General features: G+C 67.4%; 23 protein-coding genes and 1 tRNA gene. 13 read left to right on the forward strand and 11 right to left on the reverse strand.

The features are described from left to right. Window positions 1–100 precede the first annotated feature (100 nt). Both LZD57_RS20080 and LZD57_RS20085 read left to right on the forward strand, forming a co-directional pair. Window positions 101–562, forward strand: a complete 462-nt coding sequence (locus tag LZD57_RS20080) for an SRPBCC family protein (protein WP_233721364.1) — start codon at window positions 101–103, stop codon at window positions 560–562. 347 nt (window positions 563–909) lie between these two features. Beyond that, window positions 910–1,878 (forward strand): alpha/beta fold hydrolase, encoded by a 969-nt coding sequence (locus tag LZD57_RS20085; protein ID WP_233721365.1) that lies wholly within the window; start codon window positions 910–912, stop codon window positions 1,876–1,878. Window positions 1,879–1,917: 39 nt separating this feature from the next. Here the strand turns inward: LZD57_RS20085 and hisN are convergent, their stop codons facing one another. Further along, window positions 1,918–2,697, reverse strand: coding sequence for a histidinol-phosphatase (gene hisN, locus LZD57_RS20090; protein ID WP_233721366.1), 780 nt, complete (start codon window positions 2,695–2,697; stop codon window positions 1,918–1,920). A 249-nt stretch (window positions 2,698–2,946) separates the two neighbouring features. After that, complete coding sequence (locus tag LZD57_RS20095; RefSeq protein WP_233721367.1) at window positions 2,947–3,849, reverse strand: N-formylglutamate amidohydrolase; 903 nt, start codon at window positions 3,847–3,849, stop codon at window positions 2,947–2,949. A gap of 154 nt (window positions 3,850–4,003) precedes the next feature. On the opposite strand from LZD57_RS20095, the gene cpdR reads away from it, so the two are divergent. Beyond that, a complete protein-coding gene (cpdR, locus tag LZD57_RS20100) occupies window positions 4,004–4,369 on the forward strand; it encodes a cell cycle two-component system response regulator CpdR (protein WP_163462862.1) in 366 nt (121 codons plus the stop codon). A gap of 274 nt (window positions 4,370–4,643) precedes the next feature. Further along, window positions 4,644–4,718, forward strand: a tRNA-Val gene (locus LZD57_RS20105). A gap of 136 nt (window positions 4,719–4,854) precedes the next feature. Here the strand turns inward: LZD57_RS20105 and LZD57_RS20110 are convergent. The 6 genes from LZD57_RS20110 to blaOXA all read right to left on the reverse strand — a co-directional run bounded on the left by LZD57_RS20110 (window position 4,855) and on the right by blaOXA (window position 9,726). Further along, window positions 4,855–5,301, reverse strand: coding sequence for an RbsD/FucU family protein (locus LZD57_RS20110; RefSeq protein ID WP_233721368.1), 447 nt, complete (start codon window positions 5,299–5,301; stop codon window positions 4,855–4,857). Between the two features lie 123 nt (window positions 5,302–5,424). Next, window positions 5,425–5,598 (reverse strand): hypothetical protein, encoded by a 174-nt coding sequence (locus LZD57_RS20115; RefSeq protein ID WP_233721369.1) that lies wholly within the window; start codon window positions 5,596–5,598, stop codon window positions 5,425–5,427. A 135-nt stretch (window positions 5,599–5,733) separates the two neighbouring features. After that, window positions 5,734–6,768, reverse strand: a complete 1,035-nt coding sequence (locus LZD57_RS20120; protein ID WP_233721370.1) for an NAD-dependent epimerase — start codon at window positions 6,766–6,768, stop codon at window positions 5,734–5,736. Between the two features lie 13 nt (window positions 6,769–6,781). Continuing rightward, on the reverse strand, window positions 6,782–7,561 hold the full coding sequence (locus LZD57_RS20125; RefSeq protein ID WP_233721371.1) for a polysaccharide deacetylase family protein: 780 nt from the start codon (window positions 7,559–7,561) through the stop codon (window positions 6,782–6,784). Beyond that, a complete protein-coding gene (locus LZD57_RS20130) occupies window positions 7,558–8,784 on the reverse strand; it encodes a glycosyltransferase family 4 protein (protein WP_233721372.1) in 1,227 nt (408 codons plus the stop codon). The genes LZD57_RS20125 and LZD57_RS20130 overlap by 4 nt, the downstream gene beginning before the upstream one ends. 129 nt (window positions 8,785–8,913) lie before the next feature. Then, entirely contained in the window at window positions 8,914–9,726 is an 813-nt protein-coding gene (blaOXA, locus tag LZD57_RS20135; RefSeq protein ID WP_233721373.1) for a class D beta-lactamase, read from the reverse strand. 112 nt (window positions 9,727–9,838) lie between these two features. Between blaOXA and LZD57_RS20140 the strand changes: the two genes are divergently transcribed. The 3 genes from LZD57_RS20140 to LZD57_RS20150 are packed head-to-tail and all read left to right on the forward strand — an operon-like array spanning window position 9,839 to window position 14,002. Then, window positions 9,839–11,839: an ABC transporter substrate-binding protein gene (locus tag LZD57_RS20140; protein WP_233721374.1), complete on the forward strand. Its 2,001-nt coding sequence runs from the start codon at window positions 9,839–9,841 to the stop codon at window positions 11,837–11,839. Then, entirely contained in the window at window positions 11,836–12,834 is a 999-nt protein-coding gene (locus LZD57_RS20145; protein ID WP_233721375.1) for an ABC transporter permease, read from the forward strand. The genes LZD57_RS20140 and LZD57_RS20145 overlap by 4 nt, the downstream gene beginning before the upstream one ends. Before the next feature lie 10 nt (window positions 12,835–12,844). Further along, a complete protein-coding gene (locus LZD57_RS20150) occupies window positions 12,845–14,002 on the forward strand; it encodes an ABC transporter permease (RefSeq protein ID WP_233721376.1) in 1,158 nt (385 codons plus the stop codon). 62 nt (window positions 14,003–14,064) lie between these two features. Here LZD57_RS20150 and gndA read toward each other — a convergent pair whose 3' ends face one another. From gndA to LZD57_RS20165, 3 genes are all read right to left on the reverse strand, one after another. After that, window positions 14,065–15,492 (reverse strand): NADP-dependent phosphogluconate dehydrogenase, encoded by a 1,428-nt coding sequence (gndA, locus tag LZD57_RS20155; protein WP_233721377.1) that lies wholly within the window; start codon window positions 15,490–15,492, stop codon window positions 14,065–14,067. 87 nt (window positions 15,493–15,579) lie between these two features. After that, on the reverse strand, window positions 15,580–16,341 hold the full coding sequence (locus LZD57_RS20160) for an ABC transporter permease (RefSeq protein ID WP_233721378.1): 762 nt from the start codon (window positions 16,339–16,341) through the stop codon (window positions 15,580–15,582). After that, on the reverse strand, window positions 16,338–17,282 hold the full coding sequence (locus LZD57_RS20165) for an ABC transporter ATP-binding protein (RefSeq protein WP_255700074.1): 945 nt from the start codon (window positions 17,280–17,282) through the stop codon (window positions 16,338–16,340). The genes LZD57_RS20160 and LZD57_RS20165 overlap by 4 nt, the downstream gene beginning before the upstream one ends. A gap of 415 nt (window positions 17,283–17,697) precedes the next feature. On the opposite strand from LZD57_RS20165, the gene ypfJ reads away from it, so the two are divergent. From ypfJ to LZD57_RS20195, 6 genes are all read left to right on the forward strand, one after another. Further along, complete coding sequence (ypfJ, locus tag LZD57_RS20170) at window positions 17,698–18,588, forward strand: KPN_02809 family neutral zinc metallopeptidase (protein WP_233721379.1); 891 nt, start codon at window positions 17,698–17,700, stop codon at window positions 18,586–18,588. Between the two features lie 52 nt (window positions 18,589–18,640). After that, window positions 18,641–19,018, forward strand: a complete 378-nt coding sequence (locus LZD57_RS20175; protein WP_233721380.1) for an endonuclease domain-containing protein — start codon at window positions 18,641–18,643, stop codon at window positions 19,016–19,018. Between the two features lie 368 nt (window positions 19,019–19,386). After that, entirely contained in the window at window positions 19,387–21,801 is a 2,415-nt protein-coding gene (locus LZD57_RS20180; protein WP_233721381.1) for a glycine--tRNA ligase subunit beta, read from the forward strand. 480 nt (window positions 21,802–22,281) lie between these two features. Further along, a complete protein-coding gene (locus LZD57_RS24190; protein ID WP_338034724.1) occupies window positions 22,282–23,778 on the forward strand; it encodes a glycoside hydrolase family 25 protein in 1,497 nt (498 codons plus the stop codon). A 119-nt stretch (window positions 23,779–23,897) separates the two neighbouring features. Beyond that, entirely contained in the window at window positions 23,898–24,863 is a 966-nt protein-coding gene (locus LZD57_RS20190) for an L-threonylcarbamoyladenylate synthase (RefSeq protein WP_233721382.1), read from the forward strand. A 128-nt stretch (window positions 24,864–24,991) separates the two neighbouring features. After that, complete coding sequence (locus LZD57_RS20195; protein WP_233721383.1) at window positions 24,992–26,452, forward strand: FAD-binding oxidoreductase; 1,461 nt, start codon at window positions 24,992–24,994, stop codon at window positions 26,450–26,452. Window positions 26,453–26,603: the final 151 nt, after the last annotated feature.

The raw sequence follows: 26,603 nt of genomic DNA on the forward strand, positions 1-26,603 counted from the left end.
CTCGCACGGCTTGGCAAAACGGCGAAAACCGTCAAGTTAGGCGGAGCGTCGCGAAAGGCCCGGCCACGGCGCCCGGTCTGAAGGTCAAGGGAGGACGACGATGGATCTCAAGGGCGAATACCGGCTGCCGGCCAGCCGCGAGACGGTGTGGGCGAAGCTCAACGACCCGGAGGTGCTGAAGCGCTGCATCCCGGGCTGCGAAGAACTCGAAATGACCAGCGACAACGAGATGAAGGCGGTGGTGACCGCCAAGGTCGGGCCGGTGAAGGCGAAGTTCAACGGCGAGATCCGGCTGGAAAACATCAACGCCCCCGAAAGCTATTCGATCGTCGGCGAGGGCAAGGGCGGCATCGCCGGCTTCGCCAAAGGGGGGGCGGACGTCCATCTCGCCGAGGACGGCGCCGAGACGATCCTCACCTACGACGTCAGCGCCCAGGTCGGCGGCAAGCTCGCCCAGCTCGGCGGCCGGCTGATCGACTCTTCCGCCAAGAAGCTCGCCGGCCAGTTCTTCGACAATTTCGCCAAGGAGGTCGAGGCGGCCGAACAGGGAATGCCGGCTTAGGCTCGAGCGGAAGGATGCCAGGCAGACGGGACCTTCATGTCCGGCACCGCGGCGGCGGAGGCAGCGAAAACCCCTCCACCTCGTCATCCCGGGCTTGACCCGGGATCCATTCCAAATCATCGGAACCGCTGCAAAGGCCTGCCCGCAACACACTGAATAGCAACGAATTTGGGGCTTGGATGTGGGAAGATCCCGGCTCCATGGCCGGGATGACGAAGCTGATAGGCTGTCGCTTCATCCTGCACGGATCTCTTTTCAGGTATCTAGCGGCGGACTTGCCTCGTCTCTACAGGTCCTGATGGGCGCCCGATGTCGAAACCAGAGACCAACCGGAGGCGGAAGCGGACGTGAGCGACACTGAAGACCGGCCGCGATTTGCCGAAATCCCCGGCAATCCGGCGCCGGAGAGACTCGTCGGCGGATTCATCGAGACCTCCGACCGGCGGCGGATCCGCTATGCCGTCTCCAAGGCCCCCGGCGCTTCCCGGGGCACGGTCCTCCTCCTGCAGGGCCGCAACGAGGCGATCGAGAAATATTTCGAGACGATCGGCGATCTCAATGATCGCGGCTTCTCGGTGGTCACCTTCGACTGGCGCGGCCAGGGTGGCTCGGAACGGGCGCTCCGCCGCTCGTCCCTCGGCCACGTCAAGCATATCGGCCAGTATCTGATCGATCTCGAATGCATCCTGCAGGACGTGGTGCTGCCGGACTGCCGCGGCCCCTACACCATCCTCGCCCATTCGATGGGCGGCCTGATCGCCCTGCACGCCGCCTCGCGCCATGCCAACACCGTCGAGCGGCTGGTCCTGTTCGCGCCGCTGATCGGCTTCGCGTCCAATTTGCCCGGCCTGCGGACATTGTCGCGCCTTTCCACCGCGGGCCGCTGGCTCGGGCTGTCGACGCGTCCCGTGCGGCGGGCGATCCCGGGCCGGCTGCCGAACCCCGCCGACAATCCGCTGACGTCGGACCCGCGACGCTACGAGCGCAACCGGCTTCTGGCCCAGACCGCGCCGCAGCTCTTCATCGGCAGCCCCACCGTCGCCTGGCTGGCGACCATGACGCGGGCGATGCGACGGCTGGACGATTCCGCCGAAATCGCCGCGCTCTCGATTCCGACGCTGATCGTCACGGCGGGCGCCGATCAGGTCGTCTCCTCGGCGGCGGCCGAGCGCCTCGCCTATCGCATGCGCTGCGGCTCGTCGCTGACGATCCCGCTGGCGCGGCACGAACTTTTGCAGGAGGCCGACCGCTTCCGCGAACAGGCGCTCGAGGCCTTCGATGCCTATGTCGGCAACCCGGCGCTCGCCGCCGCCTGATCATCGCGAGGTCCGGCGGGACCTCATTCCCGGTCGCGGTCAGCCGGCGAGGATCCGCAGCGCCGCCTCGTGAAGCTCGGTCGTCGCCGCCGCGACGATGTCGCCGCCGCGTTCGGGCCTGTCGCCGGCGAAGGTCGTGACGATGCCGCCGGCCTGCTCGACCAGCGGAATCAGCGCTGCGATGTCGTAAGGCTTCAACCCGGCTTCGACGACGAGATCGACATGCCCCGCGGCGAGCATCGCGAAGGCGTAGCAGTCGGTGCCGAAACGGGTCAGGCGGGCGGCCGTCTCCAAAGCTTCGAAGCGGCCGATGAGATCGCCGGAAAAGAGCCGTGGCGAGGTCGTGAACAGGGTCGCGTCGGCGATCCTCCCGGTCCTGCGGACGGCGATCGGCCGAGCCTCGCCGTCGCCGCGCTTCAGGAAGCTGCCGCTGCCGTCGGCGAAGAAGCGCTCGCCGGTGAAGGGCTGGGACATGATGCCCAACGTCGCCCGGCCTCCGGCATAATGGCCGATCAGCGTTCCCCAGACGGGGATGCCGGTGATGAAGGCGCGGGTGCCGTCGATGGGGTCGATGATCCAGCGGCGGTCGCCCCCGCCGGTCTCGCCATATTCCTCGCCGACGATCGCATGATCGGGAAAGCGCTCCCCGATCATCTGCCGGATCGCCCGCTCGGCGGCGCGGTCGGCCTCGGTGACCGGGTCGAAGGCACCGCCGGAAAGCTTGTTTTCGATGCCTCCGCCGGCGCGAAAGCGCGGCAGGGTCTCGCGGTCGGCCGCGTCGGCCAGTTGCAGGAGGAAGTGTGCGTCAGGTTCGCCCATGGCCCCGGAATCCCTGCGTGTGGCTCGACCGAGGCCGGCCGGTGATTATCACGAAATTGTGAATTCCCGCTACGGCAGAATCGGTCAGAAGCGTTGACATATTTGGCATCGCACCATAGTTTTTGCGGTGCGGCATCCGTGCCGTTGCCCTTATGGGCGTTTCCTCCCTAGACTCGAGACCGCGCTGCGTCACTGCAGTGCGGTTTTTTTTACCCGAAATCCGGGGGCCGTCGTCGGCGCGAGGCGCCGTCACTCGGCTGCGGCAGGACGCGCCGCGCATTCGGCGGCGACGTCCGCGGCAAAGCGGTCGACGAAGTCGGCGAGCTGCGCCTTCAGCCGGCCAAATCCGTGATGGGGAAGGAACCGGGTCTCGTCGGCATAGAGCCCCCTGTTGATCTCCACCTGAATGGCATGCAGGCCGCGGCCCGGCTGGCCGTAATGCTCGGTGATGTAGCCGCCGGCATAGGGCTTGTTGCGGGCGACGTCGAAGCCGAAGGCGGCGAGATGCGTGGTGGCCATGGCGACGAAGCGGCTCGACGCGCTGGTTCCGTAGCGATCGCCGAGGACGATGTCCGGCCGCCGCCCGCCGGGAAGCGCCCGGACGCTGGAGGGCATCGAGTGGCAATCGATCAGAATGGCGAGGCCGAAGCGGTCGCGCGTCCGGTCGAGCAGGCCTGCGAGCGATTCGTGGAACGGCTGATAGATGGATTCGATCCGCCCAATCGCCGCGGCGACGGGCAGCGTCTCGCGGTAGATCTCCTCGTTCTCGGCGACGATCCGCGGGATCGTGCCGAGGCCGCCGGCCACCCGCAGCGAAGCACTGTTGACGAAGCCCGGCAATGCCCCGGCGAACATCTTCGGGTCGAGTTCGAAGGGCTCGCGATTGACGTCGAGATAGGCCCGCGGGAAGCGCGCGCGGATCAGCGGCGCGCCGAGAGCCGGCGCGAAGGCGAAGAGATCGTCGACGAAGATGTCCTCGGAGCGGCGAATTGCCTCACCACCCAGCCGCGTCGCCGCAAGAAGATCGGAAGGATAGTCCCGGCCGCTGTGGGGGGAGCAGAAGACGAAGGGGATCGCCGCGTCGCGCGGCTCGACGATCTCGAAGGCCGGCACCAGGCCATCGCTGGTCTTCAGTGTCGGAATGTCCGTCAATCGTCCCTCTTCGCTTGCTTTCGACGACAATTAGGGCCGCAGGCCAATTTGCGCCAATTCCTTTTAGAAAATATCGGACCATTCTGGTATGAAATTCGTGTAAGGATCGGCCGACAAACGGTCCGGTCCACCGAGGCGAATGCGGATTTGAGGAATGGCGAAGATACTGCTTGCAGAAGACGACAACGACATGCGCCGCTTCCTGGCCAAGGCGCTGGAACGGGCGGGCTACGAGGTGGTGGCGTTCGACAATGGCGGAAGCGCCTATGAGCGGCTTCGCGAAGAGCCGTTTTCGCTGCTCCTCACCGACATCGTCATGCCGGAAATGGACGGGATCGAACTGGCCCGACGGGCGACCGAACTCGATCCCGACCTGAAGGTGATGTTCATCACCGGCTTCGCCGCCGTCGCCCTCAATCCCGATTCGAAGGCGCCGAAGAACGCCAAGATCCTGTCGAAGCCCTTCCACCTGCGCGAACTCGTGGACGAGGTCGGCAAGATCCTCGAGGACGCCGCCTGAGACGGCGGACCGACGGCCCGGCACGGCCGGCGCATTCGGCGCATCGGAACCCGGGCTCGCGTCCGCCAAGAGCGCGGACCGGATTTCGCGACGTTCGTGAGAACGGTGCTGCGGCAATCGATCCGCCGCATCGCCGGGCCTCCGCTACCGGATGACGGGGCCTTGCGAGGCCGGCGAAAATCCGGTCCGCAGCCCTGTCGCAAATGTTTCGCGAAAGGCGGTTTTCCCTGTTGACGGATCGCGCGGTCATGTGGTCTATGCCGCTCCGTCGAATGGGCGTGTAGCTCAGCGGGAGAGCACTTCGTTGACATCGAAGGGGTCACAGGTTCAATCCCTGTCACGCCCACCATTCGACCCCTCTCCGTCTTCGTGAAGACCGACCGATCGGATGGATCCCCCTCAGCGGTGATCCGTCGCCCGGTGTCCTTCGCCCGCCGGGCAGCCGGTGGACGGACCCGACGTGCCCCGAGCAGGCACGATGGCCCTCAGTCGAAGATCACGCCCTTCTTGAAGATGAAGCAGCCATAGGGCCGCGATTCGGCCGTGCGGACCACCGCATAGGTGGTCTTCGCCTCGTCGTAGAAGTCGAATCGCTCGACCGCTTCCATGGCGACGCTGCGTCCCTCGGCGGCATCGACGATTTCCTGCATGTCCCGATGGACCTCGAAATCGGCCTCCGGCTCGCCCTCCGGCGCCATGTAGCGCACCGGCGCCTCGACGAAGCTGTCGAGCGGCAGGAGCGACAGGATCGCCCGTGCGGCCTCGTTGGTGCCGACGCCGGTCAGTTGCACGAGCGTCCCGGTCACCGTTTCTGCTGCGACGGAGGCGGCGGGAAAATTGCGGTCGACGAGGACGATCTCGTCCCCGTGCCCCATGGCCGCGAGCGTCTGCAGGAGTTCGGGCGTGACGAGCGGCGGAATGGTCTTGAGCATGAGCGGCCTTCCGAAATTGCAACGGCGATCATCTTCCGCCCGAGGGTCCACGACAAGCCCCTCCGGCCGGCGGGCTCGGCAGAGCCTCCGCCGAGCCCTTCCGGACGGCGCATTCGCAGCCGTTCAGGGCAGCTTCTCTTCCTCCTCGGCGTCCTGCTCCTCGATGGGGACGTCCCGGCCGATCAGCCGCTCCCCGTCCTTCTTGCCGCGAAAGCCGTTGTCGGTGCGCTCGACGGCATTGCCGACGAGATCGGGCTGGTCGATCTCGTCCTCGGGGCGTTTCTTCGGATCGGGCATGGCTTGGTCTCCCGTGAAGCGGAATGGTCGGGAGAAAGTCGGAAGGGCGCCGAGACGTTCCCACGCGATGCCGGACGTCCGTCGACGTTGCAGCCGTTTCGGCAGGAGCGCTACGGAAGCGTGTCGACCGGCCGCTCAGCCCGCACGCTGCCGATAGGCGAGAAACCAGTCGACGAAGGCGGCGATGCCGTCCTCCACCGTGGTCGCCGGACGATAGTCGAGGGCGGCCTCGATCGCGCCGACGTCGGCGAAGGTGTCCTCGACGTCGCCGGTCTGCATCGGCTTCAGCTCGATGACGGCCTTCTTCCCGAGCGCCGCCTCCAGCACCTCGACGAAGCGCTTCAGCTCGATCGGTTTGCCGTTGCCGATGTTGAAGATGCGGAACGGCGCGGTGCTCGTCGCCGGATCGGGCCTCAGCGGATCGAAGCCGGGATCGGCCGTGGCGATCCGGTCGCTCGCGCGGACGACGCCCTCGACGATGTCGTCGACGAAGGTGAAGTCGCGGCTGTGGCGGCCGTGATTGAACAGGGCGATCGGCCGGCCGGCCATGATCTTTTCGGCGAAGGAGAAATACGCCATGTCCGGGCGGCCCCAGGGCCCGTAGACCGTGAAGAAGCGCAGGCCCGTCACCGGCAGCGCGAAGAGATGGCTGTAGGCGTGCGCCATCAGCTCGTTGGAGCGCTTCGTCGCCGCATAGAGCTGGATCGGATGATCGACCCCGTCATGCTCGGAAAACGGCACCTTGCGGTTGGCGCCGTAGACGCTGGAGGACGAGGCGAAGGTGAGATGCGGCACCTTCGCATGGCGGCACACTTCGAGCATGTTGGCAAAGCCGACGAGATTGCTCGACACGTAGCTCTCGGGGTTTTCCAGCGAGTAGCGGACGCCGGCCTGGGCGGCGAGATGGATCACCCGGTCGAAGCCCTCGCCCGCAAACACCCGGTCGAGGGCGGCCCGGTCGGCGAGATCGGCCTCGACGAAGGTGAAGTCGTGACCGCCCTCCCGCCGCAGCCGATCGAGTTCGGCGAGCCGTCCCCGCTTCAGCTCAGGATCGTAATAGTCGTTGACGCTGTCGAAGCCGACCACGCGGTCGCCCCGGGCGAGCAGTTTTCGCGCGGTGTGAAAGCCGATGAAACCGGCGACGCCGGTGAGAAGAACACGCTGGGACATCGGCGCGTCATAGTCACTTCGAGATCGGAAGCAAAGCCGGCCCATCCCGGACGACCGCCGGATGGGCGACGAGCAGCCCGAGCAGCCGGTCGGTCAGCGCCCAGGCGCTCTCGTCGTGCTGGAGATGGTGGGTGAGGAGGCCGATCGGCTCGGCGACGGCCGCGCTGCCTGTCCGGCCGTCGATCAGCGCGGCGAGGCGCCCGTCCGCCGCATCGAAGGTCAGGCCGCGCATCGCGCGCCAGTCCATGACGTCGAGATGGGTGTTGAGTTCGGCAGGCTCGCCATCGGATGAATCCTTCGCCGCCCCGTAGACCGACAGGGTCGGCAGGCCGAGGCCGGCGAGCAAAGCGCGGGCGGTCCGGCCGATGCGGTTCCACGGCGGCACGAAGACCGGCCGGAAGCGATCGGCGAAGAGATCTTCCAGCCTCGCCTTGCCCGCGACGATCTCCCCGCGCATCACGTCCGCCGGCCGGTGGTCACCGAATTCGGCGCGCTTTTCGCCGGGGGACGCATGGTTGGCATGGGCGTGGCCGTGGAGGAGCACCGAGACGCCCGCCTCGCCGGCGAGCCGCTCGGCCAGGGCCAGCTCGGCGCCGACGGGAATGACGGCGAGGGCGAGCGGCAGCGCATGGCGCTTCGCCAGACCGAGCAGCCGGTCCAGTTCGGGCGTCACGCTCCGCGCGTCGTCGTCCCGCCACCACAGCGAGACCTGCCGGCCTTCGCCGGAAAGCCGGTCGAGCGCCGCCGCCGACCGCGGAAAATCACTGCCGGTGCGCGTGGCCGTCACGCTCATGCCGCCTCGGCCCTGAGGGCATCGCCGAGCAGGGCCGCCACACGGTCGAGACCCGGCTCCGGCGAGAACCTCTCGCGCACCCGCCGCTCGCCGGCCTCGGCGAGACGCTGCGCCAGCGCCGGATCGTCCATCAGGCGGGCGATCGCCTCCGCCAGCGCCTTCGGATCGCGCTCCTCGACGAGGAGCCCTGTTTCACCGTCCGCGACCAGTTCCGGGATCGCCGAGACTCTCGTCGAGATCACCGGCAGGCGGTGGGCCTGCGCCTCCATCAGGACGTTGGGCAGCCCGTCGCGATCGCCGGACCTGGCGATGCGCGACGGCAGGACGAAGAGATCGGCCTTGGCGAGCAGGTCGAAGACCTCGCCGCGCTCGCGGCTGCCGTGCCAGGTGATGCGGTCGCCGATGCCGGCCTTGTCGGCCTGAGCCTTCAGATTCTTTGCGAGCGTCCCGCCGCCGACGTGATCGAAATGCCAGTTGCGGTCCTTCAGCCGCGCCAGCGCCCGGATGAGATCGGCGAAGCCCTTCTTCTCCACCGCCCGGCCGACCGAGACGATGCGGAAGGGTCGGCCGGCGTCGCGGGGCCTGCGCTCCGGCGGCACGATGCCGGAGAGATCGAGGCCGTGATAGACGAGCTCGACCTTTTTCGGCCGTTTCGCCAGCGAGCGGAGATAGTCGAGATTGGCGGACGTGCAGGTGACGCCGAAGGCCGAGGAATCGAGCTTTTCCGACAGTTCCCAGCGCTCCGAGGTCCAGATGTCCTTGGCATGGGCCGAAAAGGACCAGCCGAGGCCGAGGATCGTCGCGGCATAACGGGCGACGGAGGCCGGCGTGTGGAGATAGTGGGTGTGCAGCCAGCCGACGTCCTTGGGCAATTCGGCGGCCAGCACGCAGGCCTGGCCGAAGCGGCGATAGCGGTTGGCCGTGTGGTCGCGGGCAAGATCCGCCTGGAAGATCTTCTCCGCCTCGGCAAAACCCGGCTGGCGCTCGGCAAACTCCCGGCCGCGCTTCACCCGCGCCGGATCGTCCTTCAGATATTCCGGCAGGTAGAGCACCGGCGCGGTGATCCGCCGATGGACGGGATGGGTCTTGGTCTCGCCCGGTTGGCGCAACGACACGATCAGCTGGTCGAGACCGCGATCCTGCAGCCCGGCGATCTCCTGGGCGATGAAGGTCTCCGACAGACGCGGATAGCCCTTGACCAGAATTGCGACCCGCTTCTGCATCCTGCCCGCCTCGTCTCGTTCGGTCTCCGGCCCTCGAGATGGGCCCGGCGCCCCGATTATGCGAGGCGGCGACTGGCGGCAAGGAAAGGCGCTCGACGATGCTCCAATGAGGGCGTTCGAGCCGCGCGCCTAATCCAGCAGCCCGTCCTCGGCGAACAGCTCGTCGAACAGCATATCGCGCGCCCGAAAACCCGGCGGGACGGACTGTTTCTCGCTGTCCTGAACGAGCTTGGCGAAGACCACCGTCCGCTCGCCCTTTCTCCCCCAGCCGACGAACCAGCCATAGGCCCGGCCGCGGACGAGCTTGCCGTCCGCCCCGCGCGGCAGGCCCGCGCCGGTCTTGCCGTAGACCTCCCAGCCGTCGCCCCTCGTGCCATAGGCGGCGATCGCCGCGGTCATCTCGTAGGCACGGGCGGAGACGCCGAGCTCGCGCCGGACGATCCGGCCCATGAATTCGGCCTCTTCACGCGGCGAGATCGCCAGCGAATTGCCGAGCCAGGCGTGGATGAGCCCGTTCCCCTCGCCGGGAAGGCCGGAGATGTCCTCGTTGCCGTAGCGAAAGGCGCCGAGATAGCCCTGCGCGCGCTCGCGCCCGAGCTTCTCCATCACCCGCTGCGAATACCAGACGACCGAGTCGCGCATCCACGTCGCCGGCGTCGTCGCCTGCCGCCATTCCGGCCGCCAGTCGACATAGCCTTGTCTGAACGGCAGCTTCGGCTCGTCCGCGCTCTTCAGGATGCCCGCGTCGAACCCCATCAGGCCGATCGCCAGCTTGAAGGTCGAGGCCGGCGTCACCCGCGCGTCGCAGGCCGGCCCCGTCTCGACCAGCGTCCGGCCGCTCGCCGCGTCGAGCGCGGTGAGGCAGAGGGTCTGCGTCTCGGCGCGGAGCGGCTGGGCGAACCAAACGGCGCAGACGGCGCCGAGTGCGAGAAGACGTTTCATCGGCGCGGCCTCGAAAGGGTGTGGGGTGCCTCACCATGCGGCCACCCGTCTGATTGACAAAGCGTCAACGCCCCAGCTTACTGGTGAGAATTGCGGGGAAAGGGAGCGGGCAATGCCGCATGGGCAGGCAGTGACGGCGCGGCGACGTGGCGCCTCGTGCTTTCGTGCTCCGAGTTTCCTCGCGTCCCTCGGCCTCGGCGTCGCCGGTTTCCTCTGCGCCCTGCCCGCACCGGCCGCGGCCCAACCGGCGGCCGAGCCGAAGTCGCTGGCCTCCGCCGTCGCCAAGGGGGACCTGCCGCCGCTCGCCGAACGCCTGCCGCAGGTGCCGCGGGTGCTTGCCGTCGACAGTCCCTGTTCGGCGGACGATCTCGGTGGCACGATGAACATGCTCGCGGGCAGCGCCAAGGACACGCGGCTGATGCCGGTGTTCGGCTATGCCCGTCTCGTCGGCTACGACCCCGGCTACGAGATCGTTCCGGACATCCTCGAGAGCTACGAGGTCGAGGAGGGGCGGATCTTCACCTTCCGTCTCAGGCCCGGAATGAAATGGTCGGACGGCGCGCCGTTCACCTCGGAAGACTTCCGCTATTTCTGGGAGGACATGGCGAAGGACCCGAAGATCGCCAAATTCGGGGTGCCGCCGGAGCTTCTGGCCGACGGCGAGGAGCCGGTGGTGACCTTCCCGGACGACTACACGGTGAAATACGCCTGGGGAAAGCCCAATCCGGGCTTCCTCGCTTCGCTCGCCGCGGCGACCCCCTTCGACATCTACCGGCCGTCCCATTATCTCAAGAAATACAATCCGAACTACACCGATCCGAAGACGGTCGAGGCGAAGGTCGAGAAATCCGGCCAGCGCAACTGGGTGGCGCTGCACTTCAAGAAGGACCGGGCCCAGCGCAACGACAATCCGGACATGCCGACGCTGCAGCCCTGGATGCTGGTCACCGAATTGCCGTCCGAGCGGCTGATCTTCGCCCGCAACCCGTATTTCTTCCGGGTCGACGAGGAAGGCCGCCAGCTTCCCTATGTCGACGAGGTGGCGCTGACGATCGCCAATCCGGGGCTCATCCCGGCGAAGGTCGCCAATGGCGAGTCCGATCTCCAGGCCGCCTATCTGTCTTTTCCGAACTACCCCTTCCTGAAGCGCGGCGAAAAGCGCTCGAACTACGAGCTGCGCCGCTGGGAATCGGGTCGCGGCGCCCATGTCGCGCTCTTTCCCAATCTCAACGCCAAGGATCCGGTCTGGCGCAAGCTGCTGCAGACCGCCGATTTCCGCCGCGCCCTGTCGCTGGCGATCAATCGCAAGGACATCAACCAGGCGATCTTCTACGGCCTCGCGACGCCCGGCGGGAACACCGTCCTGCCCGGCTCGCCCTTCTTCGACGAAGACCTCCGGACGATGTGGTCGACCTACGAGCCGGACCGCGCCGACGACATGCTCGACGCGCTCGGCCTGAAGCGCGACGAGCCGGACGGGCTCCGGCATCTGCCCGACGGCCGCGAAATGCGCATCGTCGTCGAGACGGCCGGTGAGAGCCGGGAACAGTCGGACGTCCTGCAGCTCATCCGCGACGACTGGCGGCGGATCGGCATCGACCTTCTGATCCGCGAGAGCCAGCGCGAGATCTTCCGCAACCGGATCAAGGCCGGCTCGACGCTGATCTCGGTCTGGTCCGGCATCGACAACGGCCTGCCGAACGCCGACACCGACCCGAGCGAACTCGTGCCCTCCACCGCCGAGCAGCTCGAATGGCCGGGCTACGGCATGTGGGTCGAGACCCACGGCACCGGCGGCGAGCCGCTCGGCGATTCGCCCGAGGTCGTCCCGTTGAAGCGGTTGATCGCTCTGCGGCAGGCCTGGAAGGCGACGCTCGATCGGGGCGAAAAGGCCAGGATCTGGCGCGAGGCCCTGAAGATTTTCGCCGACGAGGTCTACACCATCGGCATCGTCTCCGGCGTCGACCAGCTCGTCGTCGTCAAGGACGCCCTCGAGAACGTCCCGGAAAAGGGCGTCTACAACTACGATCCGGGAGCCTTCTTCGGCATGTATCATCCCGATACGTTCTATTTCGCCTGCCCCGAGGTCGACACGGCGGAAAAGCGCCCGTGATCCGCTACCTCGTCAACCGCCTGATGACGATGGTGCTGACGCTCGTCGCCATCAGCGTCCTCGTCTTCGCCATCATCCAGCTCCCGCCGGGCGACTATCTGACGAGCTACATCGCCGAGATCCAGGCGCAGGGCGAGCAGGTCACCGCCGACAAGATCCAGTTTTTGCGGGAGGAATACGGCCTCGACAAGCCGCTGTGGGAACAGTACCTCGTCTGGGTGACCGGCCTCGTCCACGGCGATCTCGGCTACTCCTTCGAATACAGCCAGCCGGTCGCGGACGTCGTCGGCGAGCGAATGCCGCTCACCTTGCTGCTCAATGCGGCAACGGTGATCTTCGTCTATCTCGTCTCCTTCCCGATCGGCATCTATTCGGCGACCCACCAGTACAGCTGGACCGACCACGGCCTGTCCTTCCTCGGCTTTCTCGGCCTCGCCACGCCGAACTTCCTGCTCGCTCTGATCCTGCTCTATTTCGCCAATGTCTGGTTCGGCACCTCGATCGGCGGGCTGATGGCGCCGGAATTCATCGACGCGCCCTGGTCGCTGGCGAAAGTCGGCTCGGTCCTCGCTCATCTCTGGGTGCCGGTCGTCGTCATCGGCACGGCGGGCACCGCCGGCATGATCCGGCGGCTGCGCGCCAATCTCCTCGATGAACTCCACCGGCAATACGTGACGACGGCGCGGGCCAAGGGCCTGTCGGAGCGGCGCATCCTGTTCAAATATCCGCTGCGCATGGCGCTGAATCCGTTCATCGCCGATCTCGGCTCGATCCTGCCGCAGATCGTCTCCGGCTCGGTCATCATCTCCGCGGTGATGAGCTTGCCGACGACCGGGCCGATGCTGCTCTCGTCGCTCAGAAGCCAGGACATGTATCTCGCCGGCTCCTTCCTGATGTTCCTGGCGGTGCTGACGGTCGTCGGCATGTTCATCTCCGACCTCCTGCTCGCGGCGCTCGATCCGCGCATCCGGCTCGGCCTCAAGGCCGCGCGGTGAGAAACGGACGATGAGCCAGATCCCGCATTTTATCTCGACCGAGCCCTTCGACGCGGACGCGACGGTCGCCGTCGGCTCCACGGTCTCGGAGCGCTACGCCGAGGCCTCGCAGGCGCGGCTGATCTGGTGGCGCTTCCTCCGGCACCGGGTCGCCGTCGTCAGCCTCGCCTTTCTCGCCGTCAGCTATGCGGCGATCCTCGTCGTCGAGTTTCTGTCGCCCTACGAGCTGAATTCGCGGCACACCGACTTCATCTTCGCGCCGCCGCAGGCCGTGCATCTGTTCCACGAGGGCAGCTTCGTCGGGCCCTTCGTCTATCCGCTCGACTACACGCTCGACATGGAGACGCTGCGCCGGACCTATGAGGAGGACCGGACGCGGCCGCTGCCGATCCGCTTCTTCTGCTCCGGCGAGCCCTACAGTTTTTGGGGTCTCGGTGAGGCCGACACCCATCTCGTCTGCCCGCCGGAGGGCGGCACGCTGTTCCTGCTCGGCACCGACCGGCTCGGCCGGGACATGCTGTCGCGCATCGTCTACGGCGCCCGCATTTCGCTGACCATCGGCCTCGTCGGGGTGACGCTGTCCTTCATCATCGGCATCACCATCGGCGGGCTCGCCGGCTATTTCGGCGGGTGGGTCGACGCGGCCGTGCAGCGGGTGACGGAAGTGCTGCGCTCGATCCCGGAACTGCCGCTGTGGCTGGCGCTGTCGGCGGCCCTGCCGCTCACCTGGAGCCCGCTGCTCGTCTATTTCGGCATCACGCTGATTCTCGCTTTGCTCGACTGGCCGGGGCTGGCCCGCGCCGTCCGCTCCAAGCTCTTCGCACTGCGCGAGGAGGATTTCGTCACGGCCGCCGAAATGCTCGGCGCGAGCCCCAGGCGGATCATTTTCCGGCATCTCCTGCCGAATTTCATGAGCCATCTGATCGCCTCGGCCTCGCTGTCGATCCCGACGATGATCCTCGCCGAAACCGCCCTCTCCTTCCTCGGGCTCGGCCTGCGCCCGCCGATCACCTCATGGGGCGTCCTGTTGTCGGAGGCCCAGAACATCGAGGCCGTGGCGCTCTATCCCTGGCTGCTCCTGCCGATGCTGCCGGTGGTGCTGGTCGTGCTGGCCTTCTCCTTCGTCGGAGACGGGCTGAGGGATGCGGTGGATCCGTATCAGCACTGACGATCTCGAGGGTGGCGCGATGCCCCTCGCCCTTCGAGGCGAGGGAATGGAAGGCGCGGAGTTCAAACCGCCGGCCACTGGTGATGCACCGCGCCGTCCTTGTCGAAGCGGTGGAACGTATGCGCGCCGAAGAGGTCGCGCTGGGCCTGGATGAGGTTGGCGGTGCCTCTCGCCCGGCGATAGTCGTCGAAATAGGCGAGCGCCGCCGACAGCGCCGGCACCGGAATGCCGCCGAGCGCCGCCTTGGCGACGACCCGGCGCAACGCCGCCTGGCCCTTGGCGACCCGGCCGACGAAATCCGGCGACTGCAGGATGTTCACCACCGTATGCCCCTTGTCGTAGGCCTTGGCGATGTCGTCGAGGAAGTGCGAGCGGATGATGCAGCCGGCCCGCCAGATCTCGGCGATGGTGCCGAGCGGCAGGTTCCAGCCGTTCTCCTCCGATGCCGCCGCCATGGCGGCATAGCCTTGCGCATAGGCGATGATCTTCGCCGTCACCAGCGCCGACTCCAGCTCCGCAAGCCCCGCCTCGTCGGCGAAGAACTGCGCCTGGCCGGCCTCGACCTTGTCGTAGAGCCTGGCCGCATCCGCGCGCTCGGAACGGCGCGACGACAGCCCGCGCGCGGCGACGGCGGCCTCGAGCGTGGTCGCGCCGACCCCGAGCTTTTCCGCCTCGATCACTGCCCAGCGGCCGGTGCCCTTCTGGCCTGCCTCGTCGACGATCACCTCGACCATCGGCTTTTGCGTCTCGGGGTCCTTTTCGTCGAGATTCACCGCGGTGATCTCGATCAGATAGGAGGCGAGTTCCCGGCTGTTCCAGTCGCGGAAGATCTCGGCCATCTTCGCCGGCTCGAGCTTCAGCCCGTCGCGCATGATGCCGTAGATTTCGGCGATCATCTGCATGTCGGCATATTCGATGCCGTTGTGGATGGTCTTGACGAAATGCCCCGCCCCGTCCGGCCCGAGCCAGGCGACGCAGGCCTCGCCCTCGTACTTCGCCGCGATCTTCGTCAGCACCGGCTCGATCAGCGGATAGGTTTCCTTGGCGCCGCCGACCATGATCGAGGGACCGTGGCGGGCGCCGAGCTCGCCGCCCGATACACCCATGCCGACGAATTTGAGGCCCGTGCCCTCGACCGCCTGCGACCGGCGGACGGTGTCGTTGAAGTCGGCATTGCCGGCATCGACCATCACGTCGCCGGCTTCGAGCAGCGGCGCGATCTTCTTCATCTCGTCGTCGACCGGCTGGCCGGCCGGCACCATGAAGATCGCGACGCGCGGCGTCTTCAGACTCTTGACGAAATCTTCGAGGCTCTCGGCCGGCACGATGTTTCCGGCGAGATCGGGATTGTCGTCGCGAACTGCGAAGGCCTTTTCCGGCGTCCGGTTCTGGACCGCGACCTTGAAGCCCTTCTCGGCGATGTTGAGGGCGAGATTGGCACCCATCACGCCCATTCCGATGACGCCGATATCGGCGGTTGCGTCGCTCATGATCAGTCTCCTCGGCCGCTTCCGGCCTTTCATGGTGCCTTTCGCGGCCTCGATGGGCGAAGGCGGAATCGGGTGCCGGCCGCCGGGCTAGCTCTTCAGCCGCCAGCCGGTCCTGAAGATATAGGTCACCACGGCGAGCGTCGCCCCCAGAAACACCAGCGTCATGCCGAGGCTGAGTGCGATGGAAACGTCCGACGTGCCGTAGAAGGCCCAGCGGAATCCGGAAATCAGATAGACCACCGGGTTGACCAGGCTGACGTCCTGCCAGAACTCCGGCAGCATCGAGATCGAATAGAAGCTGCCGCCGAGAAAGGCGAGCGGCGTGACGATCAGGAGCGGCACGATCTGCAGCTTCTCGAAGCCGTCGGCCCAGATGCCGATGATGAAGCCGAACATCGCGAAGGTGACGGCGGTGAGCACCAGGAAGAGGATCATCCACACGGGGTGCTCGATGTGCAGGTCGACGAAGAGCGAAGCGGTGGCGAGGATGATCAGGCCGAGCGCGATCGATTTGGTCGCCGCCGCGCCGACATAGCCGGTGACGATCTCGATCGGCGAGATCGGCGCCGACAGAAGCTCGTAGATCGTGCCGGTGAATTTCGGGAAGTAGATGCCGAAGGCGGCGTTGGTCAGGCTCTGCTGCAGGAGCGTCAGCATGATCAGGCCCGGCACGATGAAGGCGCCGTAGGAGACGCCGTCGACCTCCTGGATGCGCGAACCGATCGCCGCGCCGAAGACGACGAAGTAGAGCGAGGTCGAGATCACCGGCGAGATGATGCTCTGCATCAGCGTGCGGAAGGTGCGGGCCATCTCGAACTTGTAGATGGCGGCGATGGCGGTGACGTTCATGCCCGGTTCTCGACGAGATTGACGAAGATCTCTTCCAGGGTCGACTGCTTGGTGGAAATGTCGCGGAAGCGGATGCCCTCTTCGGCGAGGCGGCGCATCAGGCTGCCGATCCCGGTGCGCTCGGCATTGGTGTCGTAGGAATAGGTCAGCATCGACCCGTCGGGCGAAACGGAGAGATCGTAGTCGGAAAAGCCGGCGGGAACGCCGGAAAGCGGCTCCTGGAGATGCAGCGTCAGCTCCTTGTGGCCGAGCTTCCTCATCAGCTCGGCCTTTTCCTCGACGAGGATGAGTTCGCCCCGCGAGATGACGCCGATGCGGTCGGCCATCATCTCGGCTTCCTCGATGTAGTGGGTGGTCAGGATGATGGTGACGCCGGCCTCGCGCAGCTTGCGCACGACCTCCCACATCTCCCGGCGCAGCGCCACGTCGACGCCCGCCGTCGGCTCGTCGAGGAAGAGCAGCTCCGGCTCGTGCGACAGCGCCTTGGCGATGAGGACGCGCCGCTTCATGCCGCCCGACAGCGTCATGATCTTGTTGTCGCGCTTTTCCCAAAGCGACAGGTCGCGCAGCACCCGTTCGATGTGGGCGGGGTTCTTCGTCTTGCCGAACAGCCCGCGCGAAAAGGCGACCGTGTCCCGCACGGTTTCGAAGGCGTCGGTGGTCAGCTCCTGCGGCACCAGCCCGATCTTCGAGCGCGCCACCCGGTAGTCCCGGCCGATGTCGGCACCGTCGACGGTGATTTCGCCGGACGACAGATTGACGATGCCGCAGATGATCGAGATCAGCGTCGTCTTGCCGGCCCCGTTCGGCCCGAGCAGGGCGAAGATCTCGCCGCGGGCGATTTCGAGGTCGATGGACTTCAGGGCCTGGAAGCCGCCCTCATAGGTCTTGGAGACACCCGAGACGGAAAGGATCGGCGACACGTCTTCTTCAAGCTGCATGGGACCAGACCGGCGGAAGTTTCGGTGCCGGGGGGACCGGCAATGGCCAACCGCCACATAGGCGGCAGTGCCTTCCGGGAAAGTGGAAGGACCCTCCGTTCGCAAGCCGGGAGCCCGCTCATGCGTCCCGGGGCGATCGCTCGCAGCCGGGCACGGGGTTCGCGATTGGCCCGATCACCCTCCTTGCGAGGGAGATCGAAGCGTCGCCGACGGCGCTTGCCTTCGGGAAAGTGCCCTGCGTTCCGTCCGCCCCGCTCGTCGCCCCCGCCACGACCATGCCTTCGAATCATGGCCGACGATCTTTTTCGTGGGAACGATGCCGCGGAGCGGGCGGCGCTCTACCTTCGCACCGGAAGAGACGGCTTTGCCGCGCACGCCATGGCGCGACGCGGCGCAACTTTCGGGATCGATCAGGATGCGGTGGCAAGGGCGGCGACAGTCGAGCAACATCGAAGACCGGCGTGGCGGTGGCGGGGGTTTCGGCGGCGGCGGCGGCGGGATGCGCATCCCGATCCGGGCCGGCGGCGGCGGCGGCATCGGGCTCATCATCATTGCCCTCGTCCTGTGGCTCGGCTTCGGCATCAACCCGCTGGCGCTGCTCGGGATGGACGACGGCAGCGGCGGCAGCTACCAGACCACCCAGCAGGGGCCGGGCGTCGAAGGCACCGCCGACCAGACCGACGACTTCGTCGCCACCGTTCTCGCCGAGACCGAGGACAGCTGGGGCCGCAGGTTCCAGGCGGCGGGCGAGACCTATCCGAAGCCGACGCTCGTCCTGTTCGACGACCAGGTCCGCTCGGCCTGCGGCACGGCCGGCGCGGCGGTCGGGCCGTTCTACTGCCCGAACGACCAGAAGCTCTATCTCGACCTCAACTTCTTCCGGCAGCTGAAGAACCAGCTCGGCGCGCCCGGCGACTTCGCCCAGGCCTATGTCATCGCCCACGAGGTCGGCCACCACATCCAGAACCTCACGGGCGTCCTTCAGCGCACCAACCGGCAGCGCCAGGGCGCCTCGCAGGCCGACGGCAACGCCATCTCGGTCCGGGTCGAGCTGCAGGCCGACTGCTATGCCGGCATCTGGGCCCACGACGCCAAGGGCAACGACATCGTCGAGCAAGGCGACATCGACGAGGCGCTGAACGCCGCCGGCCAGATCGGCGACGACACGCTGCAGCGCCGCGGCCAGGGCGTGGTGGTGCCGGACTCCTTCACCCACGGCACCTCCGCGCAGCGGCAGGAATGGTTCCGGAGGGGTTACGACAGCGGCAAAGTCGCGGCCTGCGACACCTTCGGCGGGGGGATCTGAGGGGCGGGCTCCCGGCAACCCCGTCCGTAGAGCGACGCATCACGGAAGGACGATGACCGGTCTCGACAAATTCAGACGCCGCACAGCCAGCGAATTGCGAGCCAGCCAAACGGACTGGGAGCGGAAGCTCTGGCGGCATCTGGAGAGGATACCGGTCGACGGAACGCACTTCCGCCGTCAGGTTCCACTCGGGCCATACATCGTCGATTTTGCTTCTCACCGCTTGAAGCTAGTCATCGAGATCGATGGCGCGCAGCACGGACATCCGGCTCACGCGCGGGCGGATTTCGAGAGAGATCGTTGGCTGGAATCCCAAGGCTACCGCGTCCTGCGCTTTTGGAACGACGACGTCCGATTCGAGCTGAACGCAGTCCTGGATACGATCTTTGCCGCTGTCGAGGAGCGTCGGAGCATGGTTCGTCGGGACTAACGCCAGCCCTCACCTCCCCCTGCGTGGGAAGGTCGCCGCGAAGCGGCGGGTGGGGGGCGGCGGCACCGTTTCACCCCACCCCGGCGCTGACGCGCAGACCCTCCCCATTCCGAGGACAGTGAGACCCGCAGTGGCTCTTACGGTGCGGATCAAGACGTCAGATCCGCCACCGATCCTTGACACGACCCTTGGCCTGGCCGAAGAGCGGCGGCACATGATGCGCGGCGGCCGACGCTCCGCCTCACCTCCCCCTGCGTGGGGAGGTCGCCGCGAAGCGGCGGGTGGGGGGCGGCGGCACCGTTTCACCCCACCCCGGCGCTGACGCGCCGACCCTCCCCATCGAGGGGAGGGTGAGGACCGTCGAGACCATGCCCGACCTTCTGCTCGAACTCCGCTCCGAGGAAATTCCCGCCCGCATGCAGCGCAAGGCGGCGGGGGACCTGAAAAAGCTCGTCACCGACGCGCTCGTCGAGGCGGGGCTGACCTATGAGGGCGCCCGCGAATACTGGACGCCGCGGAGGCTGACCCTCGACGTCAGAGGGGTCGACGCCCGTTCGAAGGACGTCGTCGAAGAGCGCAAGGGCCCGCGCACCGATGCGCCGCCGAAGGCCATCGAGGGGTTTTTACGCGGCGCGGGGCTCGCCTCGATCGAGGCGGCGAGCGTCCAGTCCGACCCGAAGAAGGGCGACTTCTACGTCGCGACCATCCGCAAGCCCGGCCGGGCGGCCGAAGAGATCATCGCCGAGGCGATGCCGAAGATCCTGCGCGACTTTCCCTGGCCGAAATCGATGCGGTGGGGCGCCGCCTCGACCGAGCCCGGCTCGCTACGCTGGGTGCGGCCGCTGCAGTCGATCCTCTGCACCTTCGGGCCGGAGACCGAAGAGCCGGTGGTCGTCGATTTCGAGGTCGGCGGCATCCGGGCCTCCAACATGACCGCCGGCCACCGTTTCCACGCGCCGGAACCGTTCAGGGTCCGCCGCTTCGACGACTATGCGGCGAACCTCGAAAGGGCCTTCGTCGTCCTCGACGCCGAGCGGCGCAAGGACATCATCCGCCACGACGCCGAAAACCTCGCCTTCGCCAAGGGGCTCGAGGTGGTGCCCGACGAGGGGCTCTTGGAGGAGGTCTCCGGCCTCGTCGAATGGCCGGTGACGCTGATGGGCGCCTTCGAGGAGGAGTTCCTGCAGATCCCGCCGGAGGTGATCCAGCTCACCATCAAGGCCAACCAGAAGTGCTTCGTCACGAGGCGGCAGGGCAGCGCGGAAAACGGGCCGCAGGCCCGCAAGGCCGAACGGCCGTCGCCCGGTCAGGGGGCCCCCGCGGAGCCGTCTGCTCAGCAGATCGGCGCGAGCGAAAGAGCGACCCTATCGAACGACTTCCTGCTGGTCTCCAACATCGCCGCCAGCGACCACGGCGCCGAGATCGCCCGCGGCAACGGCAAGGTGGTGCGGGCCCGGCTGTCGGACGCCCTTTACTTCTGGCAGACCGACCAGGCCGACCTGCCGGACGTCGACAGCCTGAAACCCTCGGCCGAAAAGCTCGGGCTGACCCTGTCCAAGCCGCTCGACCAGCGGATGGCGAAGCTCGACGCCCTCGGCGTGACGTTCCACGCCAGGCTCGGCACGCAAGGCGAGCGGGTGGAGCGGATCGCCGCGCTCGCCGAGACGATCGCCGCGACCGTCTATCCGGACGGCGCGGAACTCGGCGGCGGAACGGTCTCGGCCGAAGACCTGAAGCGTCACGTGAAACGCGCCGCGCTGCTGGCCAAGGCCGACCTCACCACCGAGGCGGTCGGCGAATTCCCGGAGCTGCAGGGCCTGATGGGCCGCTATTATGCAGCGCTGCAGGGCGAGCATCCCTCCGTCCAGGCCGCGATCGAGGAGCACTACAAGCCCCTCGGCCCCGGCGATCAGGTGCCGACCGACCCGGTGGCGATCTGCGTCTCGCTGGCCGACAAGCTCGACATGCTGGTCGGCTTCTGGGCGATCGACGAGAAGCCGACGGGGAGCAAGGATCCGTATGCGCTGAGAAGAGCGGCGCTTGGGGTGATCCGCGTGGTGCTGGAGAGGGGGCTGACGCTGCGGCTCGGCAGGTTCACACCGGCCGGTGACCTCCTCGCCTTCTTCCACGACCGGCTGAAGGTGCAGCTCCGCGATTCCGGCGCGCGGCACGATCTCGTCGACGCGGTTCTTTCAGGGGGCGCGACGGCCGACGCGCCGATCTTCCCCCTTGAGGGGGAGATGCCTGGCAAGGCAGAGGGGGGTGCCTCGGCGCCGACTCCTGATGACGCCGCGCCCGGAACACCCCTCTCTGGGCTGCCGCCCATCTCCCCCGCAAGGGGGGAGATCCGCCAATCTCAGAACGACGACCTCCTCGACGTCACCCGCCGGGTCGAGGCGCTCGGCGCCTTCCTCGCCACCGATGACGGCGCAAACCTTCTCTCCGGCTACCGCCGCGCGGCGAACATCCTCGCCGCCGAGGAGAAGAAGGGCACCGCCATCGCGGAAAGCGTCGATCTTTCCCGCCTCGCCGAACCGGAGGAGAAGCTGCTCGCCGGCGCCATCGACCGGGCCGAGATCGAACTCGCCGACGCGCTGCAGACGGCGAACTACCAGCAGGCGATGGCGGGTCTCGCCAGGCTCCGCCTGCCGGTCGACGCCTTCTTCGACAAGGTTCTGGTGAATGCCGAGGACGAGGCCGTGCGGGCGAACCGCCTCGCGCTCCTGTCGCGCATCCGCGCCGCCTGCGGCCAGGTGGCCGATTTTTCGCGTATCGCGGGGTGAGCCGCACCACAGATCGGGCGTTTTGCCGCAGGGAACGTCTCGATGGCCGGCTGCTCCGGCCATCGGCGCGGCTTGCAAGGGAACCTGACAGGCCGAGCCGTCGGCATTCTTCGCCCCCGGACGGTGCGCCGGGCGCGAAGCTGAATCGAGGCTGAATCCCCGAAACCGTCGCAGAGGCCCGCGTCCCGGCCTTCACCGAACGCTCACCAGATCGCTTCTTTCCCCGTTAACCCTTTGACGAGACTCGTCTGCCCAATTTGCATCAAATTTGCCATTCTCCGCATTGATGGAGCGGGACCGGCGCAACACGGGCTCACGAAACGGCCACTTGTAACAATTCGTGAAGGGTCGCGCCCGGAACCTGCCTAATTTGCAGGGGAAAAGGGCAGTGCCGACACGGGAAGCGGAGGCTGCGGCCTCGGGGATACGCTTCCGGAATGAAATAAATCGCTCGAGCGACTTCGAGGGGGCTTCGAAGACATGAGACACCAGGGCGCTGCTCTTGCAGCCGCGATGAATCTCGCGCTGCTGTTGGCATACGGGTTCGTATTGGCGAGCGCCGCGCCGGCAGCCGCGGCTTGGAACGAGCCCTGGAAGTCGGCCGACAAGGCCCTCGTCATCGACGCCTACGAGTTCAATCCGATCGACTGGAACGAGCTCGCCTCCGACGAGCGGATCGCCGGCTTCATCAACAAGGCCTCGGACGGCCTGGCGCCGGATTGGAACTGCAACGGCCTGAAGGACGACGACCAGAAGCTCTGCAAGAACCGCTGGTGGAAATACTCCGTCACCAAGGAACTCTTCCAGACGCGCCGGCAGATGGCGAAGATGAAGGGGCTGCTGTGGGGCGCCTATCATCTCGGCCGCCCCGGCAATCCGCGCGCCCAGGCCGACCACTTCGTCGATTTCGCCGAGCCGGCGGCGGACGATCTCATCGCCCTCGACATCGAGGACAACAACGACGACTGGATGAGCCTGTCCGACGCGGAGATCTTCGCCGACCAGATCAAGATCCGCACCGGCCGCTATCCCGTCCTCTACACCAACGGCTCGACGGCGAAATACATCGCCGACAACGCCGCCGACTATCCGCTGCTGGCGCGCCTGCCGCTCTGGTATGCCCGCTATCGCGACGACATCACCGGCAAGTTCCCGACCGACAACTGGTCGTCCTACGCCCTGTGGCAGTTCTCCTCGATGCACAATTGCAACGAGCGCTCCTGTCCCTACCGCGTCAAGGGCGCCAAGACCGACATCGACGTCAACGTTTCGACCTACGACGTCGCGGGGCTCCAAAAGGCCTGGCCCTTCTCCGAGCTGAGCGAAAAACCGGGCAGCGGCAATGCCGGCGAGCTGATCGCCTCGGTCTCCGACGATACCAAGACCAAGGTCGCCGCCGCCGTGAAGCTCGGCAAGAAGGCGCCCGCCGAGCCGGCCCCCGGGGGCGCGCTCGTCGCCGCCTACGGCCCGTCCGAGCACCACGCCGCGATCGATCCGCTGAAGATGCTGACCTCGCTCGCCAAGGACGAGAAGCACGAGGCGGCCCAAGGCGGGGCCGCGGCCGACAGGATCGCGGACGCCGCCGAGACGCCGCAGGCGTCCTCGCCGACGAACGCGGAAGAGCCCGCCGCGCCGAACGTCAATTCCTTCCGGCAGGCCGTCTCGCTCGCCGCCAAGGGCCTCGACCGGCTGATCGCGCCGCCGGCCGAAGCGGCGGTTCTGCCCGAGCCGCGTTCGGCCGATCAGGGCGAGCGCGCCGAGGGCGAAGTGCAGCGCTCCAACGTCATGAAGATCCTCGCCTCGGCGGACGCCGAGCGCCGCGCCAACGCGCTGCCCATGCCGGCGCGCGTCCTGTCGCAGCTTGGTGCCGACCGGTCCGATCGCGGCGGCCGCGTCCGCCGGGCGGCGGCCGATCACCTCGCGGCCCTCGGTCCCGTCGACCGGCGGATCTTCGGCGCCTTCGAAGCGACGCGCTGAGACGGGCCGGCCGCCCGCTGCTTGCCGGCGGCCGATTTCCGGCATCTTCCGGCGGAGCCGAGCCGTCGGATCGAAAAGACGCCTTTCCTTCCGCCGCCGGGTCTGCGATCGAAGCGGCCATGCAGACCGAAATCCTTCCCCTCTCAGATCCCGAGGCCGAGCGCCGCGCCGAAGCGCTGCTGCGCGCCGGCGACCTCGTCGCTTTGCCGACCGAGACCGTCTACGGGCTCGCGGCCGATTCCGGCTCGGGGGCGGCGGTCGCGAAGATCTTCGAAGCCAAGGGCCGACCGCGCTTCAACCCGCTGATCTGCCATGTCGACGGGCTCGCCATGGCAAAGCGGATCGCCGTCGTCGACGATCTCGCTTTTCGCCTCGTCGAGCAGTTCTGGCCGGGTCCCCTCACCCTCGTCCTGCCGGCCACGGCCGAGACGCCCGTCCATCCCCTCGCAATGGCCGGCCTTCCGACCGTCGCCGTCCGCATGCCCCGGGGGGTCGCGGCACGGCTCGCCGGCCGGCTCGACCGGCCGATCGTCGCCCCCAGCGCCAATCCGTCCGGGCGCGTCACCGGCACCAGCGCAGAGGCGGTGGCGCGCGGCCTGTCGGGCCGCATTCCGCTGATCCTCGACGGCGGTCCGTCGCTCGTCGGTGTCGAATCGACTATTCTCAGGCCGCTGGCGGGCCGGCTGGTGATGCTTCGCGCCGGCGGCATCTCCCGGGACGAGCTGAGCGCGGCTATGGGCGTGACGGTCGAAGACCCCGCGGACGGCGCTCCGATCGCCGCACCCGGCGGCCTCGCCTCCCACTACGCGCCCGAGGGCCGGGTCCGCCTCGACGCGGACGCGATCGAGCCGGGCGAATTCGTCATCGCCTTCGGCCCGGATCGGCCGGCAGGTCTCGAAAACGCCGCCGCGATCGTCAATCTCAGCCCCGGCGGCGACCTTCGGGAGGCCGCTGCAAACCTCTTCGCCGCCCTGTCGGCCTTCGATTCGGCCAGGGTCGAACGGATCGCCGTGGCGCCGATCCCGCGCAGCGGCCTCGGCGAGGCGATCAACGACCGGCTGAAACGCGCCGCGGCGCCGCGATAGGCCGGATGGACGGGGCAGCGCGGCGCCGCCGCGTCGCTCCGGCCTCGCGAGACGCCCTCCGACTTTCGCCCGCCGAACCGAAAACCCTATCTGCAGGAAAACCCGCGACAGCGCGAGAGAGCACGACCATGACGAAAGCCGGTATCGAACTGCCGAAGGATCCACAGGACGCGCCGCTCCCGGCCGGCCTCGTCGAGCGTTTCGCCGCCATCGTCGGCGATGCCAACGCGCTCACCGCGCCGGACGACATGGCGGCCTATCTCACCGAGCCGCGCGATCTCTTTGCCGGCAAGGCGGCCGCGGTGCTCCGGCCGAAGACCGTCGAGGAAGTCGCGGCGATCGTCAGGCTCGCCAACGAGACGAAGACGGCGCTGGTGCCGCAGGGCGGCAATACCGGCCATGTCGGCGGCCAGTCACCCCGCTCGCCCGGCCAGATCGTCCTGTCGCTGGCGCGGCTCGACCGGATCCGCGACGTCGATCCGGTCGGCCGGACGATCACCGTCGACGCCGGGGTCGTCTTGCAGCGGGTGCAGGAGGCGGCGGAGGCGGCGGGGCTCCTGTTTCCCCTCTCCCTCGGCTCGGAAGGCTCCTGCCAGATCGGCGGCAATCTCGCCGCCAATGCCGGCGGAACCGGCGTCCTCGCCTATGGCAATGCCCGGGACCTCTGCCTCGGCGTCGAGGCTGTGCTCGCCTCCGGCGAGATCTTCCACGGGCTGCGGCGGCTGAAGAAGGACAATCGCGGCTACGACATCCGCAATCTCCTCGTCGGTTCGGAAGGAACGCTCGGCGTCATCACCGGCGCGGTGCTGAAGCTCTATCCCCGGCCGGCCGGCCGCGAGGTCGCCTTCGTCGGCGTCGCCTCGCCCGACGACGCGCTGCAGCTTCTGCGCATGGCCGAGCGCCATGCCGGCGGCGGGCTCACCGGCTTCGAGTTCATGCCGCGGCTCGCCCTCGACTTCGTCCTGAAGCACATCGAGGGCGCGCGCGATCCGATGGCCGAGCCCCATGCCTGGTACGTCCTCGTCGAAGTCTCGTCGAGCCGCTCGGGCGAGGACGCCCGCGAGACCATGGAAGCCGTGCTCGCCGAAGGCTTCGAGGCCGGGCTCGTCGCCGATGCGGCGATCGCCAAGTCGCTCGGCGAGGCCGACGCGTTCTGGCACATGCGGGAATCGATGAGCTGGGCGCAGAAGCCGGAGGGCGGCTCGATCAAGCACGACGTCGCCGTGCCGGTCGCAAGGGTCGGCGATTTCCTGAAGGCCGCCGACGCGGCGGTGCTCGACGCCATCCCCGGCGCGCGCATCTGCGCCTTCGGCCATCTCGGCGACGGCAACGTTCATTACAACATCTCCCAGCCCGTCGGGGCGGACAAGGCGGAATTCCTGTCCCACTGGCGGCAGATCAACGGCCTCGTCCATGCCATCGTCGCCGAGATGGACGGCACCTTCTCCGCCGAGCACGGCATCGGCCTGTTGAAGCGCGACGAACTCGCCGCGACGAAATCCGCCACCGAGATGGATCTGATGCGCGCGATCAAGCGTATCTTCGATCCCAACAACATCTTAAACCCGGGCAAAGTTGTTCAGATTTGATTCAAGTTTCGGATTTGATAACCCTCCTGAAGGTCAGGAAGACTTAACTGACTTTCTTAGCGCGCGGGCAAGAGGCGCTGTCTATTCTGATCCCATCGAAAGGCCGGGAAATACATCGGCCGCCGAACAGGGAATCCGAGCCGCACGACCG

It is taken from the genome of Jiella avicenniae, assembly GCF_021390325.1.
GTDB classification, from domain to species: Bacteria; Pseudomonadota; Alphaproteobacteria; order Rhizobiales; family Rhizobiaceae; genus Jiella; species Jiella avicenniae.